Here is a 15,328-nt window from a genome sequence, read left to right on the forward strand (position 1 = left end):
TGACGTACGCTATAATGTATTTAAGTAGAAGAAAGAGGGAATGGGGGATGATGATGAGTATTGTAAATAGCAAAGGGCAAAATGCAGTTTTAATTGAAGAGCAGGATCGAAAAGCGATTGAGGAAACCCTGTATTTAAATAGGATTCCAGGGATGAGAGAACACCTACAAGCTGGAATGCAGACTTCTCTTGAAGATTGTGAAGAATATAAGGAGGATGAAGAGTGGTAAAATACAAAAATTTCTTCGGATCCATTTGAGAATCCGCCTCCGTATGAAAAACTCATGGGGAATTTTGATGGCTTGATTTCCCGGCGCATTAATATAAAATATCGTCTTGTATATCAAGTTCATGAAGAGGAACAGACGATAAAAATTTTAAGTCTTTGGTCGAATTATGAGTGGTTGTAAGAAAAAGATCATTGGAATATCCCGAATACAAACAAACGTATTCGGGATATTTTTTTGTTCCATAGGAAAGTTCCTCTTGTACAGTCAAATAAAGACACCTTTTTCGTCAAACCACGTCCTAACTTTTGGGCGTGGTTTTTCTTATACTTAATGTATCGAAGAAAATAATGTATCGAAGAAAAGAACGAAATCAAAAGGAGGAGAAACATATGAACGCAGAGTATCGAAGGAAGGCATCGGCTGTCCCGCCGGAAGACCGGCCCATTTCCAAAAAGAACATTTCCGGACTTGGGAATTTCTTTGGGATTTATGGCGGAGAACACATCGCGGCTACAGAGTTTGTCATCGGCGCTACACTGGTGACCTGGGGTGTCAAGGCCACAGACATTTTTATCGGACTGTTTATCGGCAACATTCTGGCAACGCTGACATACGCACTGATCTGTGCACCGATTGGGACTGACACAAGAGTTACCCTATATTCTTACTTAAAAAAGGTCATGGGACCTTACATGCAGAAGGTTTACAACTTTGTCTGGGGGCTGGCATCCATCGCCATGGCGGCATCCATGCTGACCGTATCGGCCTCTGCAGTGAGAGAGATCTTTGGGATCAGGCTGCAGACCCAGTGGTATCCGACGGATATCAAATTTATTCTGGTGGTCATTGTGCTGGGCATCATTGTAACTTTAGTGGCGGCAAACGGATTTGAGGCGGTGGCCAAATTCTCATCGGTCTGTGTGCCGTGGATGATCATTATTTTTGCCGCAGGAATCTTCGTGGTTGTCCCTGAACTGATCAAGGTGACCAACGGGGCGCCAGTACAGAGCTTTACCGACTTTATGAATCTTCTAAACACCAGTGTGTGGAACGGGGCAGTCATTCCGGGAGGACAGAAGCTGGGTATCATCCATGTCATTGGATTTGCCTGGATGTGCAATCTGGCTTACCACGGCGGACTGAACGATATGGCATTGTTCCGCTACGCAAAGACTCCAAAATACGGATTTATTACCTCTTATGGAATGTTTATAGGACATTTCTTTGCATGGGGAAGTGCGGGGATCATGGGAGCAACAGCTTCTGTCATATTGAACAAATCGCTGCTCATCCTGGATTCAGGAGCCATCACAGGTGCCGTTTTGGGGGCAACCGGCCTGCTGGCAGTCATTGTGGCTGGGTGGACCACTGCCAATCCGAATATTTACCGGGCAAGTCTCGCATTTGAAACCATATTTAATAAGATACCTCTGAAAAAGCTTACCTATGTGATCGGCGCAGTCATGACCTTTGCGGCATGCTTCCCGATTACCATGAACATTATGGCGATTGTCAACATCATTGTGCTTGTGATTCCGGCCATCGGGGCAGTGATCTTTACGGAACACTGGATTCTTCCGAAAATGGGCGGTACCAGATACTGGGCTACATTTAAAGGATGGAAGATTAATTATGCAGGTCTCTTTGCATGGCTGATCTCACTGGCATTTGTGGCGGTCATGACATTGACCGGAGCCATCCACTCTTATCTTTTGTTCCTGCCTACCTATCTTCTTGCCATGGTAAGTTATATCATCCTGGCCTGTTTCATGGGAGCCAGAGAGGACTATATGGCCCAGAAGGAAGAAGACCAGAAGGTGCGGGCGGCACTTGAGGAATTAATGGAAGAGGAAGATGAAAATATCATCGAATATGTGCCGAAGAAACCTGAAGTCCAGAAAGCGGCAGCGCTCCTGTCTTATGCAATTTTAGCCGCTCTGGCAGTTGTGACAGTTTTGGTATTCGCAGGAGGCATCGGTGTAGAAACATGGAAAACAATCTCTTTTCCGATCACGGTCTGTTACTTTGTGCTGGGAGGCATTGCCACCTATCTGAAGTATGGATTAACGGAAGTCAAAGAACAGCAGGAGGTAAAGAATGAAACGATACAAAGGATTCAAAATGAAGCTCTATGAAGGGCAGGCGGAGGAATATGAAAAGAGGCACAATCAGCTGTGGCCGGAGATGAAAGCTATGATCCATGAGTATGGCGGAAGCAATTATTCTATCTATCTGGACCCGGAAACCAATGTTTTGTACGGATACATAGAAATCGAAGATGAAGAGAAATGGAACCAGGGAGCAGACACGCAGATCAACCGGAAGTGGTGGGATTTTATGGCGGATATCATGGAGACAAATCCTGACAACAGTCCGGTGAGCAAAGACCTCCAGCTGGTATTCCATTTAGATTGATCAGGAGGCAGAGATAATGAAGAAATATTTTTTGGCAGTGGACATCGGGGCTTCCAGCGGAAGGCATATCTTAGGTACTCTGGAAAACGGAAAGCTGAAGCTTGACGAGATCTACCGGTTTCCAAACGGTATGGAGAACGAGGACGGCTCCCTGTGCTGGAACACAGACGCTCTGTTTTACGAGATCAAGCAGGGACTTAAAAAATGCAGGGATCTGGGGAAAATTCCTGTCTGTATGGGAATCGACACTTGGGCAGTGGACTATGTTTTGCTGGATGAACATGACTGTCCTATAGGGAAACCCTACGGGTACCGTGACAGCAGGACGCAGGGAATGGATACAAAAGTGTATGAAGAGATCTCCCTGAAGGAACTGTATGAGAGAACCGGGATACAGAAACAGATCTTTAATACAATTTACCAGCTGACAGCGGACAAGGAAAAGGAGCCAGAACGGCTTAATCAGGCCAAAAGCCTTCTTATGATCCCGGACTACTTCAACTTTCTGCTGACAGGAGTCAAGAAGACGGAGTACACGAATGCCACCACAACGCAACTGGTGGATCCGGAGACCAAGGATTGGGATTATTCTTTGATAAAACGTCTCGGTTTTCCGGAAGGGATCTTTCAGGAAATAGCGGTTCCCGGAACTTTTGTCGGAAACTTCACTAAGGAGATCCAGAAAGAGATCGGATTTAACTGCCAGGTGGTGCTTCCGGCAACCCATGATACCGGGTCTGCGGTGGCAGCTATACCAACAGAAGATGACCAGGCTTTATATATCAGCTCCGGCACATGGTCTCTGATGGGAACCGAGCTTAAAAAAGCAGACTGTTCCCTGGAAAGTATGAAGGCCAACCTGACCAATGAGGGAGGCGTTGACTTCCGGTTCCGCTATTTAAAAAATATCATGGGCCTGTGGATGATACAGTCTGTAAAGAAGGAGTTTGACACGGAATACTCATTTTCCTATCTCTGTGAGATGGCATCCAAGCAGACGATCCCATCCATTGTGGACTGCAACGATGAGTCTTTTCTGGCACCGGACAGCATGATAAAGGCGGTGAAGGATTACTGCATAAAGACCTCACAGCAGGTGCCGAAGAGCGAGTGGGAGACAGCGGCAGTGATCTATCACAGTCTGGCAGAATGTTATGCCAAGACCATCAGGGAGATCGAGAGCCTGACAGGTAAAACGTATGAAAAGATTTATGTAGTGGGCGGAGGCGCAAACGCCGGATACCTCAATGAGCTGACAGCAAAATATACCCGGTGTACCGTATATGCAGGGCCGTCAGAGGCAACAGCCATAGGAAACCTGCTCACACAGATGAGATATGCGGGATGTTTTAAAAACTTACAAGAAGCCAGAAGATGTGTGGCACAGTCATTTGAAATAGAAATTTATAAACCGGAAAATATAGGAGGAAAAGCATCATGACAGTAGAAGAAAGATATGAGGCGGCAAAAGAAAGTTATAGAAACATCGGGGTGGACACAGATCAGGTACTGGAAAAGTTAAAAAAAGTATCAATCTCTATGCACTGCTGGCAGGGAGACGATGTGGCCGGTTTTGAAGGAGAGGGAGCGTTATCCGGAGGGATTCAGGCTACGGGAAACTATCCGGGAAAAGCGAGGACACCAAAAGAGCTGATGGCAGACATCGACAAGGCTTTGTGCCTGATCCCGGGAAAACACAGACTGAACCTGCATGCCAGCTATGCAGTGTTTGAAGATGGATTTGTGGACAGGGATGCCCTGGAACCGAAGCACTTTAAAAAATGGATGGAATTTGCAAAGGAAAGAGGTTTGGGCCTGGATTTTAACCCTACTTATTTCTCTCATCCAAAAGCGGAGGAAGCAACACTTTCCAGTGAAAATGAAGAGATCAGGCAGTTCTGGATCCGTCACGGCCAGGCATGCTTAAGGATCTCCGAATATTTTGCAGAGGAGCTTGGAACTCCCTGCACAATGAACATCTGGATCCCTGACGGCTTTAAGGACATTCCCTCAGACAGAAAGGCACCCAGGGCAAGACTGAAGGACTCCCTTGACCAGATCCTGGCGGCAGGCTATGACAAGGAAAAAGTCAATGTGGCAGTGGAATCCAAAGTGTTTGGTATTGGGATGGAGAGCTATACCGTAGGTTCCCATGAGTTTTATATGAATTATGCGGCTAAGAATGATATCCTCTGCCTGCTGGACAATGGACATTACCATCCTACAGAGGTAGTCTCTGACAAAATCTCATCCATGCTTTTGTTTTCAGACAAGGTGGCACTTCATGTGACCAGGCCGGTGCGCTGGGACAGCGATCATGTGGTTCTCCTGGATGATGAGACAAAGGAGATCGCAAAAGAAATCGTCATGAACGGGACAGAACATGTGCTCCTTGCGCTGGACTTCTTTGATGCCAGCATCAACCGTATTTCAGCCTGGGTGGTCGGCATGAGAAATATGCAGAAAGCCCTGCTCACAGCCATGCTTAGACCTAATGAGAAGCTTAAGTCTCTCCAGGAGAACAGGGAATTTACAGAGCTTATGGTGATGCAGGAGGAATTAAAGCTGTACCCGGTAGGGGACGTATGGAATTACTTCTGTGAGATCAACGGGGTACCTGCAAAAGAGGACTGGTTTCAGGAAGTAAAAGCTTACGAAAACAATATCCTGTTACAGCGCAATTAGAGGAGGCGGAACATGAATATATTAGAAGCAGAGTTTATCAAAGGATTTATCAGAATGTGCACAGACGGCTTTTTACAAGGGTGGCACGAGAGGAACGGTGGAAATGCAACCTACCGTATGAAGCCGGAGGAAGTATCAGAAGTTAAGGAGGCATTTCAACTGGAACGGGAGTTTACTCCGATCAAAACAGAAGTTCCGGGACTGGCTGGTGAGTATTTTCTCGTGACGGGTTCCGGAAAATATTTCCGTAATGTGGAACTTGCACCGGCGTCAAACATTGCCATCATCGAGATTGACAGCAGGGGAGAAAATTACAGGATCGTCTGGGGACTGGAAGGAGGGGGAGTGCCCACCAGTGAACTGCCTTCCCATCTGATGAACCATGAGGTGAAAAAAGAAGCTACAGGCGGCGCACACCGGGTGATCTATCATTCCCACACACCTAATGTGATTGCACTGACCTTTATCCTCCCCATTGATGACAAGGTATTTACAAGAGAACTGTGGGAAATGATGACCGAGTGTCCGGTTATATTTCCAGATGGGATCGGAACTGTTGGATGGATGGTTCCGGGAGGAAGAGAGATTGCGGTGGAATCCAGCAGGCTGATGAATAAGTACAACGCTATCATATGGGCTCATCACGGCATCTTTTGTTCCGGAGAGGATTTTGACAACACCTTCGGTCTGATGCACACCGTGGAAAAGGCAGCAGAGATTCTCATAAAAGTGCTGTCTGTAAGACCTGATAAGCTTAAGACCATCACACCGCAGAATTTCAGGGATCTGGGTGAAGCATTTCAGGTAAACCTGCCAGAGGAATTTTTATACGATAAGAAATAAGAATACAGAGCATAAAAGAACTGTTGCCCCGGGGAGAAATATCCAAGGGCAGCAGTTCTTTTAGACTACTCGTGGTTCATGCACAATTTCGCTTTTTTAATATCCGGAACAGCCGTTAGGATTGGCAGCAGAATGGCTGCCACAATCAGGCCGGAACAGCCCTGGATGGCATTGGAAGGCACGCTTAAAAGTGCTGGTCCGATTCCCTCCGTAATATAGGAGTGGAGGAAGTATCCTGCCACCACAAATAAGATGTCGGCCAGTCCGCACGGGATCATGGCGATCAGTTCTTTCACTCCGTGACTGGTGAGGGCTTTATACAGTACGGCTGCACAGAGCGCCACCATGAACTTTACAACGAAGGTGGTCGGCGCATAGTAAGCATAGCCTGAAAAGATGTCCGCAAAGGCAGAGCCGATGCCGGCGGCCAGAGAGCCGTACTTCTTTCCCAAGATAACACCGCTTAAGATGACAAAGGCATCACCCAGATGAATATAACCGTGGGTGGCAGGGGTTGGGATCTGGATGACCATGGTCCCCACACAGCACAAAGCCGTGAAAAGAGCGGTATATACAAGTTTTTTCGTTTGATTCATAACGATCATTCCTCCTCAATTAAGATTGCTCAAATCCGTTTCATTTATCTTAATAAAAAAGTGGCATTGATGAAAATACCAGATATAAAGTTTTTAATGGTGCCAGCTTATTTTTCTTTCCTAAAACAGCATCTTATGATATAATCTCCTAAAAAGATTCAGGAGGAAAGTATGATTAATTTGTATGAAAAAGGTGCATTTTTAGTAGACGGCACCGAACTTGTAGATGAAAAAAACGCAGAACGATTAAACCAGCTTGTTGGGTCTGTCCCGACAAAAGAAGAAGCGAAACAAAACACCATCGCATATGGAATTCTTAACGATCATAACACGTCCGGCAGCATGGACAAGCTGATGATTAAATTTGATACATTGACATCCCATGACATTACTTTTGTGGGGATCATCCAGACCGCAAGAGCGTCAGGGATTGAAAAGTTCCCGGTCCCTTATGTGCTCACAAACTGCCATAACAGCCTCTGTGCCGTTGGCGGAACGATCAATGAGGATGACCACATGTTCGGCCTGACTGCCGCAAAGCGCTACGGCGGCATGTACGTACCTCCTCATCAGGCAGTCATCCATCAGTTTGCAAGGGAAATGCTCGCAGGCGGAGGAAAGATGATCCTTGGTTCTGACAGCCATACAAGATACGGGGCGTTGGGAACCATGGCCATGGGCGAGGGAGGACCGGAGCTGGTAAAGCAGCTTTTGAACCGTACTTATGACATTGATATGCCATCCGTGGTAGGAGTTTACCTTACCGGAAAACCCGAAAAAGGAGTCGGTCCTCAGGACGTGGCTCTGGCCATTATTGGAGCCGTGTTTGAATGCGGATACGTAAACAATAAGGTAATGGAATTTGTCGGACCGGGTGTTTCCAACCTGTCTGCCGATTTCCGGATCGGCATCGACGTTATGACCACAGAGACTACCTGTCTTTCTTCTATATGGAAGACAGATGATACCATCAAGGAATTTTACGAGATCCACGGCAGGGAAAAGGATTATAAAGAATTAAATCCCGGAGCCGTTGCATACTATGACGGAATGGTGGAAGTTGATCTGTCAAAGATCAAGCCGATGATCGCCATGCCGTTCCATCCGAGCAACACGTATACAATAGAAGACGTCAACGCAAACCTTAAAGATGTCCTTGCAGAAGTAGAAAAACGTGCCCTGGTGAGCCTCGACGGAGCAGTAGATTACTCTCTTCAGGACAAGATCAAGGACGGAAAGCTTTACGTGGATCAGGGTATCATCGCAGGATGTGCCGGAGGCGGATATGAGAATATCTGTGAGGCTGCAAATATCTTAAAGGGTGCAAGCATCGGCTCCGATGAATTCACTCTGAGTGTTTACCCTGCAAGTACGCCTGTTTTCATGGAACTTGTAAAGAACGGGGCAGTGGCTGACATGATGGCTGCGGGTGCTGTCGTGAAGACTGCATTCTGCGGGCCATGCTTCGGTGCAGGTGACACACCGGCCAACAATGCGTTCAGTATCCGCCACTCTACAAGAAACTTCCCGAACAGGGAAGGCTCCAAGCTCCAGAGCGGTCAGATCGCATCAGTTGCACTGATGGATGCAAGATCTATCGCAGCCACTGCAGCAAACAAAGGATACCTGACCCCGGCAACAGATATTGATACAGACTTCAGCGTACCGAAGTATTTCTTTGACAAGACAATCTATGAAAACCGTGTCTTTGACAGCAAGGGCGTGGCAGATCCTTCCGTGGAAGTCCAGTTCGGGCCGAACATCAAGGACTGGCCGGAGATGTCCGCACTTCCGGAGAATCTGGTATTAAAGGTCGTATCTGAGATTCATGACCCTGTGACAACTACAGATGAACTGATCCCGTCAGGGGAGACTTCATCCTACCGCTCCAATCCACTCGGACTCGCAGAGTTTACACTGTCCAGGAAAGATCCCGCATACGTGGGACTCGCAAAGGAGATCCAGAAAGCACAGAAAGCCATAGAGGCGGGGAACTGCCCTCTGGATGCCGTGGAAGAATTAAAACCTGTGATGGAAGCAGTCCACACAATGTATCCTGAAGCCGGAGAAGGAAATATCGGCGTCGGAAGTACGATCTTTGCGGTGAAGCCTGGAGACGGCTCTGCCAGGGAACAGGCGGCTTCCTGTCAGAAGGTCCTGGGCGGATGGGCAAATATTGCCAACGGATATGCCACGAAGCGCTACCGTTCCAACCTGATCAACTGGGGCATGCTGCCGCTTACGATCGAAGAAGGAGAACTTCCGTTTAAGAATAAAGACTTCTTATTTCTGCCTGGTATCAGGAAAGCAGTAGAGAACAAAGACAGCAGGATCAGGGCTTTTGTTGTCGAAGACGGAGGACTCAGGGAGTTTGCCCTGACTCTGGGAGAACTCACCGATGACGAAAGAGAGATCATCCTGAAGGGATGCCTGATCAATTACTATAAAGAGGAGAACTGAGGAGCAGCATAAATGGTCGGAACTATTTGGGCGTTGGTACCGCCCGTCATTGCCATTGGACTGGCATTGATCACAAAAGAGGTTTATCTTTCCCTGATGGTGGGGATTGCTTCCGGGGCTTTGATGTTTGAGCATTTCAAGCCTGTGGAAGCAATGAATACCATATTTGAAATTATGACTGGAAAAATCGGGGGCAACTGTGACATCCTGATTTTTCTTGTGATGCTGGGTATTTTAGTAGCCCTGATCACCAAATCCGGGGCCTCAAGGGCCTATGGGAAATGGGCATTAAAGGCAATCAAGTCAAAGAGACAGGCCATGTTTGCCACGTCTCTTCTTGGAACTGTGATCTTCGTGGACGATTATTTCAACTGTCTGACGGTTGGAACCGTCATGAAGCCAATCACAGACAAATATAAGGTCACGAGGGCCAAGCTTGCGTATGTGATCGACGCCACCGCAGCGCCGATCTGTATCATTGCCCCGATCTCCAGCTGGGCTGCGGCTGTGGGCTCCTCGCTTCCAGAGGGAAGCAAGATTGACGGATTCTCTTTGTTTGTCAGGGCGATCCCGTTTAATTATTATGCTCTCCTGACTTTGGTGTTCCTCATCTTTCTGATCATCATCAACGTGGATTTTTCCAAGATGAAACAGTATGAGGAGGAAAAGGGGAACGAGACCCATGACCAGAAGCATGACGCGGATGTGCCTGTGGTGGGAAGAGGACAGGTAAAGGATCTGATCCTGCCCATCGTGTTTCTGATCGTTTCCTGTATTGGATTTATGCTTTATACGGGAGGATTTTTTGAGGGAAAAGATATCATAACGGCGCTGTCCGAATGCAGCAGCGGAAGAAGTCTTGTATTGGGGTCTTTTTCGACGCTGATCTTTACATTTCTTCTGTATATTCCGAGAAAGGTCGTCGCCTTCGTGGATTTCTGCGGGAGTTTCAGCCAGGGATTTAAGTCGATGACGTCAGCGATCATGATCCTTTGTCTGGCATGGACTCTATCCGGTATATGCGGAGAAGAATATTTAAGGATCGGACAGTTTGTCAGTGGAATTATCAGTGGAAATACGTCCGCAGCGGCTGTGCTGCCGGCCCTGTTCTTTTTGGCTGCTCTGGGCCTGTCCTTTGCCACAGGAACTTCCTGGGGGACCTTTGGAATCCTGATCCCTATCTCCGTGGCTGTCGTGGGGAATGACATTTCTGCGCTGACACTGCTGGTGGGGTCTATTTTATCCGGGGCCGTATGCGGAGACCACATCTCTCCGATCTCCGATACAACGATTCTGGCCTCCGCGGGAGCCGGATGCCGCCATATTGACCATGTTGCAACACAGATGCCCTATGCGTTTATCGTGGCAGTCTGTGCTGTAGTCGGATACCTGACGGCGGGAGCATTAGGAAACGGGTTTTTAGGCCTGGCGGTTGCGGCCGGAGCCCTGGCTGTGGCTATGGCTTCCATTGTGTGGAATGTAAAAAAGAAGGCTTAGAGGTGATAAGATGAGCAATTTGGCCACAAGGGCAATTGAAGAAATAGGAAAAGTGATTATTGGAAAAGACCATATCACAAGGCAGGTCATGACTGCGATCCTGGCCAACGGCCATATTTTGATTGAGGATATTCCGGGCGTGGGAAAGACTACGCTAGCAATTGCATTTTCTAAGGTTCTGGGTCTGGATTACCAGAGGATACAGTTTACGCCGGATGTGATGCCTGCGGATATTGCCGGGTTTTCTGTCTATAAGCAGGGCAGTGAATCCTTTGAATATCAAAAGGGGGCGGCCATCACCAACCTCCTCCTGGCAGATGAGATTAACCGGACTTCGCCCAAGACCCAGTCGGCTCTCCTGGAGGCCATGGAGGAAGGAAGAATCACTGTAGATGGGGTGACGAGAGAACTTCCCGATCCATATGTGGTCATTGCCACACAAAACCCTCTGGGAGCGGTGGGGACCCATTCACTCCCTGAGGCCCAGCTTGACCGTTTTATGATCCGGATTTCCATGGGATACCCGGACAGGGAGAGTGAGGTGGCGATGCTCAAGCAGGAAAGAGTCAATGTTGCCATCGACTCTCTGGAAGAGATCATACAGGTGACGGATCTCATACTGATGAAACAGCAGGCGGAGCGGGTATATGTCCATGAGGATCTGTACCGGTATATTGTCGATATTGCATGTGCCACCAGAAACCATCCCGATCTTAGCATGGGGATCAGTCCGAGGGGAACGATCTCTCTTCTTCAGATGGCCAAAGCAAATGCATATCTCGATGACAGAGATTATATGGTGCCGGATGATATTAAGCAGATTTTTTATGCCACATCCGCCCACCGTGTCATGAAAAGCAAAGAGGCGAGGATCAAACGCAGGACGGTCAGGGATATTCTTAAGTCCATAGCCGAAGAGATCCCGGTACCAAAGAGCAGATAAGGAGCATCCATGATCATTGGAATTATCATCCTAAGTGTGATTTATGTTATCTTATATCAAAATATCATCGGAGGATGCCTTCTGGCATCCTTATTTGTTTTGGTGTTAATATCCTGGTGGAACGTGCGGAGGAAGGCATCGAAGCTGAGGATTGAAGTGTCTCTTGACCGGAAAGCTGCCTCAAGGAAGGAAGAGATTCAATTAAAGGGTATCTTTAAAGGAATCCGGTGTCTGGATGCAGCAGAGTGCCAGATTACCTATCAGGTTCGCTATTGGCTCATGGGACGGAAAAAAGTCATAAAAGAGAGATTTGAGTATTCCGGAAAGGAGTCGGAGGGCTTTTTGATCCCGCTCAGATTTGATCACTGTGACGAAGTGCACATAACGGTGGCTAAGATAAAAATGCGGGATATGACGGGCCTGTTCTGGGCAGATAAATTTGTAAAAGCCAAAGCCGTGGTGCTTATCATGCCGGATGCGTATCCGCTGGGCCGGATGTCAGATCAGGCGGTGGAGGCAAAGACCATGGACCCGTATGAATATGACGGACTCAAGGAATACCGCCCTGGAGACAAGGGTTCCAGGATTCACTGGAAACTGCTCGCAGGAAAAAATCTGCTGATGGTGAAGGACATGGAGGAAGAAAGGGAGGAAAAGCTCTTTATCTTTCTAAGCCTGCCGGAGTGGGGAGAAGCATATGATGATTTTTTTACTGTATTTTTCTCTGTCTCAAAGTTTTTTTTGGAGCAGGGAATGCCGCAGACAATATACTGGGGGACAAAGGAATACTACCTGGAACGGTATCAGCAGTATGAAGAATTGTTTGGGGAGATGTTTGCGTCAGACTTCGGCGGGGACTTTGAAAACAGGGAGCATGAGGGAATTCATATCTATATGAGAGAGACAGAGACTGATCTGATTTATGTAGAAACAGAATCGGAGACGAATGCAGTCGACAGGAGCAGGCTGGAGCAGGGAATCTATGATCTGGAATTATTTTGAAGCAGATTGCAAGGGGTCTTTTTATTATGAAGGAAAAAATTGAACCATATATGAAATATATATTTCTGAGCATGATATTTCTTGGCTTGACAGACAGTGTTTTTGTCGGGTTTTTTACGAGAGCCTTTCAATACTATCTGCTCTGTGCCGGCGTGGCGATCCTGACAGTGCTCTGCGTTCTGTTAGAAAGGTATCCGAAAGCTGTCTTCGGCGCAGTTGGCTTTGCGGCAGCGGCTTCATTTTTTTTAAGGAGCTCTCTTGTCAATGGATTTCAGCTGATCAGCAACCGGATGGCCGATGCAGTAAATCAAGTGTTTGATATGGGGTTTTATTATTACGTGGATATCCGGCCTGAGTATACGCGGCGGGACAGCATCCTGTTTATCCTGCTTTTATTCCTGGTGGGCAGTGTGATCTTTCATCATCTGACGAAGAAGACGAAGAGCTTTGCGGCAGTGGTATCTGCAGTCGAAGCCTGCCTGCTGATCCTGACTCCGTATTCCATCACGGGACCGTTTCTGCTGTTTTTATGCGGCTTGACCGGCTATGTACTCTGGACACGCAAAAAGACATTTAGCGCATCGTTAATATCCGTATGCCTTCTCCTGGGGGCTGTCGCAGTATCCGGAACTGCCGGGGAGCCTGCAGACAGCAATCCGGTCAAGGAGACGGCACTGGAATTCGTAAGGACGCTGTCACAGGGCAAAGATTATCAGGTGGCAGGAGGGATCGGAAGCGGAGATATTGGGAAGATTGGTTCCGTGTCGCCGAGGGGAACAAAGCTGTTTCAAGTGAAGCTTTCAAAACCGGAGACGCTGTATCTGAAGGGATTCACAAGCGGTGTTTATGAGAAAGGCATGTGGAAAAAAGAAAAGAGAGACGCAAAGGTGATCCTGGGAGAGAACAGTCTGGATCTGCCTTACCAGTTTTTTGATCTCAAGATTCCTGAGCTCAGTCTTGAACTTTTAGATACAGGTCTTCAGAAAAAGCCGGAAAAAGCAGAGATCCGCTATCAGAAATTTACGGATGAATATTACCTTTGGCCTTATTTCAGCAGTATCTCTCCGGAAAAGGGGAGGTACTACGGAGATTACAATATGAAAAGGACCGGAAAAAGGGAAAAGGAAACTCTCACATATTATCCTGTATCCTTGGACAGTATGCTGAAGGCAGACGGAAGGATCACAGATGCCCTTCTGGATGGCCAGACCGGGGATGTGACTTTGGAAAGGGAGTATTTTGAGGCAATGGATTCCTACAATACATATGTCAGGAGACAGTATTTGAAGGTCCCCGGAGAATTAAAGAAGAAGCTTACAAAGAAATTTCCGGAACTGCTACAGGTGGTCTCCATGCGGAAAAAGACCGAGATGATCCAGACACTTTTGAGAGAAAATTATCGATATACAAGCGAGTCCGGAACTACACCGGAGGGAAAAGATCCCATCTGGTATTTTCTGAATGAGAATAAAAAAGGCTACTGTACGCAGTATGCTTCCGCTGCGGTCATGATGTTCCGCTCTGCGGGGATCCCGTCCAGATATGTGGAGGGATATCGGATCGATGAACAGAAGTTTAAGAGAGATCGTACAGCCCAGGTCACGGATTTCTATGCTCACGCTTGGCCCGAAATATACGTAGAGAATGTGGGGTGGGTCCCGGTGGAAGTGACCAACACCCGGAATCTGCTGTCCGAACAGGATCAGACAGAGGAGGAGGTTTCATACACAGAAGAAGGAAGAGAGTCTCTTTTGAAGAAAAATATGGTTCTTCAGAGCCTGGCTGCGCTGCTTTTATCTTTTTTCATAATTGTTACAATTATTAAGATTGCGGGGGAAATTATCCGGTACAGGAATTGGAGAAAAAGTACCAACAAGGAAAAAGTCATAATTTATCAAAATTTAATAAATTCCCTGACAGATGGTAAGAAGCTGGACGAAAAATATGTCCTGACCCTCGAAAAAGTGCGTAAAATCACGGAAAAAGGTAGGTTCAGCCAGCATGAGATCACCGACGAAGAACTAAGATATGTGAAGAGATTTGTCGATATATTAAAGAATAAAATATAATTGTTACACAAATGTTAAAAAACTCTTGACAATTTCATTACATATAAGCTACAATAGCAACAGTGAAAGAAATACATGAAACATTATTGTAGTATTTGTATTGATTGATTAGGAGAACACATGAAACGTTTGGTAGTAAAAGCAATAGTAGTCATAATGCTCACAGTTGTGGGATGTTCTGCAATCGGCGGGACTAGAGAGACAGAAGCTGCTTCCAATAAAGGGCAGAAAGTTGTGAATTATGCAAAACGCTTTGTCGGTAATAAATATAAATATGGCGGAACCAGTTTGACGAGAGGAGCTGACTGCTCCGGATATGTAATGTCTGTTTACAGAAAATTCGGCAAAAGACTTCCGCACTCTTCCTACGGAATGAGAAAAGCAGGAAAGAAAGTAAAAGGCGGAATCAAGAAGGCGAAGCCGGGTGATATCATCTGTTACAGCGGACATGTGGCAATTTATATGGGAAATAATAAAATTGTCCATGCAAGCAACTCTGCACCGTATCCCAGAGGTGGGATCAAGATCTCCAAGAATGCGAAATACAGAAAGATCGTGGCAGTAAGAAGAATTTTTAAATAGGTATAC

Annotated in this window: 14 protein-coding genes; 13 read left to right on the forward strand and 1 reads right to left on the reverse strand. The window is 46.9% G+C overall.

Annotation, left to right across the window (positions count from 1 at the left end; translation table 11 throughout):
* The first annotated feature begins 47 nt into the window (after positions 1-47).
* The 7 genes from QGT46_RS09445 (at position 48) to rhaD (ending at position 6,173) form a co-directional block, all read left to right on the forward strand.
* Complete coding sequence (locus QGT46_RS09445) at positions 48-230, forward strand: type II toxin-antitoxin system Phd/YefM family antitoxin (protein ID WP_024727180.1); 183 nt, start codon at positions 48-50, stop codon at positions 228-230.
* A gap of 9 nt (positions 231-239) precedes the next feature.
* Positions 240-410: a Txe/YoeB family addiction module toxin gene (locus tag QGT46_RS17280; protein WP_369882343.1), complete on the forward strand. Its 171-nt coding sequence runs from the start codon at positions 240-242 to the stop codon at positions 408-410.
* 209 nt (positions 411-619) lie between these two features.
* A complete protein-coding gene (locus QGT46_RS09455) occupies positions 620-2,365 on the forward strand; it encodes a purine-cytosine permease family protein (RefSeq protein WP_270430793.1) in 1,746 nt (581 codons plus the stop codon).
* Complete coding sequence (gene rhaM / locus QGT46_RS09460) at positions 2,328-2,645, forward strand: L-rhamnose mutarotase (RefSeq protein WP_024727182.1); 318 nt, start codon at positions 2,328-2,330, stop codon at positions 2,643-2,645. The genes QGT46_RS09455 and rhaM overlap by 38 nt, the downstream gene beginning before the upstream one ends.
* Positions 2,646-2,661: 16 nt before the next feature.
* Positions 2,662-4,086 carry a rhamnulokinase gene (gene rhaB / locus QGT46_RS09465; protein WP_270430791.1) on the forward strand — a complete coding sequence of 475 codons (1,425 nt, stop codon included), beginning with the start codon at positions 2,662-2,664 and terminating at the stop codon, positions 4,084-4,086.
* On the forward strand, positions 4,083-5,330 hold the full coding sequence (locus tag QGT46_RS09470) for an L-rhamnose isomerase (RefSeq protein WP_270430789.1): 1,248 nt from the start codon (positions 4,083-4,085) through the stop codon (positions 5,328-5,330). The genes rhaB and QGT46_RS09470 overlap by 4 nt, the downstream gene beginning before the upstream one ends.
* A 12-nt stretch (positions 5,331-5,342) precedes the next feature.
* A complete protein-coding gene (gene rhaD, locus QGT46_RS09475) occupies positions 5,343-6,173 on the forward strand; it encodes a rhamnulose-1-phosphate aldolase (RefSeq protein WP_270430787.1) in 831 nt (276 codons plus the stop codon).
* A gap of 65 nt (positions 6,174-6,238) precedes the next feature.
* Here rhaD and QGT46_RS09480 read toward each other — a convergent pair whose 3' ends face one another.
* Complete coding sequence (locus tag QGT46_RS09480; protein WP_148459758.1) at positions 6,239-6,769, reverse strand: ECF transporter S component; 531 nt, start codon at positions 6,767-6,769, stop codon at positions 6,239-6,241.
* A gap of 171 nt (positions 6,770-6,940) precedes the next feature.
* Between QGT46_RS09480 and QGT46_RS09485 the strand changes: the two genes are divergently transcribed.
* From QGT46_RS09485 to QGT46_RS09510, 6 genes are all read left to right on the forward strand, one after another.
* The gene (locus tag QGT46_RS09485) at positions 6,941-9,229 is read left to right on the forward strand and encodes a hydratase (protein WP_270430785.1); all 2,289 of its coding nucleotides are present in this window, start codon (positions 6,941-6,943) and stop codon (positions 9,227-9,229) included.
* Positions 9,230-9,241: 12 nt separating this feature from the next.
* Complete coding sequence (locus tag QGT46_RS09490; RefSeq protein ID WP_024727188.1) at positions 9,242-10,726, forward strand: Na+/H+ antiporter NhaC family protein; 1,485 nt, start codon at positions 9,242-9,244, stop codon at positions 10,724-10,726.
* A 10-nt stretch (positions 10,727-10,736) separates the two neighbouring features.
* Positions 10,737-11,669, forward strand: coding sequence for an AAA family ATPase (locus QGT46_RS09495; protein WP_148459756.1), 933 nt, complete (start codon positions 10,737-10,739; stop codon positions 11,667-11,669).
* A gap of 9 nt (positions 11,670-11,678) precedes the next feature.
* A complete protein-coding gene (locus tag QGT46_RS09500; protein WP_270430784.1) occupies positions 11,679-12,671 on the forward strand; it encodes a DUF58 domain-containing protein in 993 nt (330 codons plus the stop codon).
* A gap of 26 nt (positions 12,672-12,697) precedes the next feature.
* The gene (locus tag QGT46_RS09505) at positions 12,698-14,740 is read left to right on the forward strand and encodes a transglutaminase-like domain-containing protein (protein ID WP_270430782.1); all 2,043 of its coding nucleotides are present in this window, start codon (positions 12,698-12,700) and stop codon (positions 14,738-14,740) included.
* Positions 14,741-14,860: 120 nt separating this feature from the next.
* The gene (locus tag QGT46_RS09510; RefSeq protein ID WP_024727192.1) at positions 14,861-15,322 is read left to right on the forward strand and encodes a C40 family peptidase; all 462 of its coding nucleotides are present in this window, start codon (positions 14,861-14,863) and stop codon (positions 15,320-15,322) included.
* Positions 15,323-15,328: the final 6 nt, after the last annotated feature.

Origin of the sequence: Anaerostipes faecis (genome assembly GCF_910574135.1) — a bacterium.
Taxonomy (GTDB): domain Bacteria; phylum Bacillota; class Clostridia; order Lachnospirales; family Lachnospiraceae; genus Anaerostipes; species Anaerostipes hominis.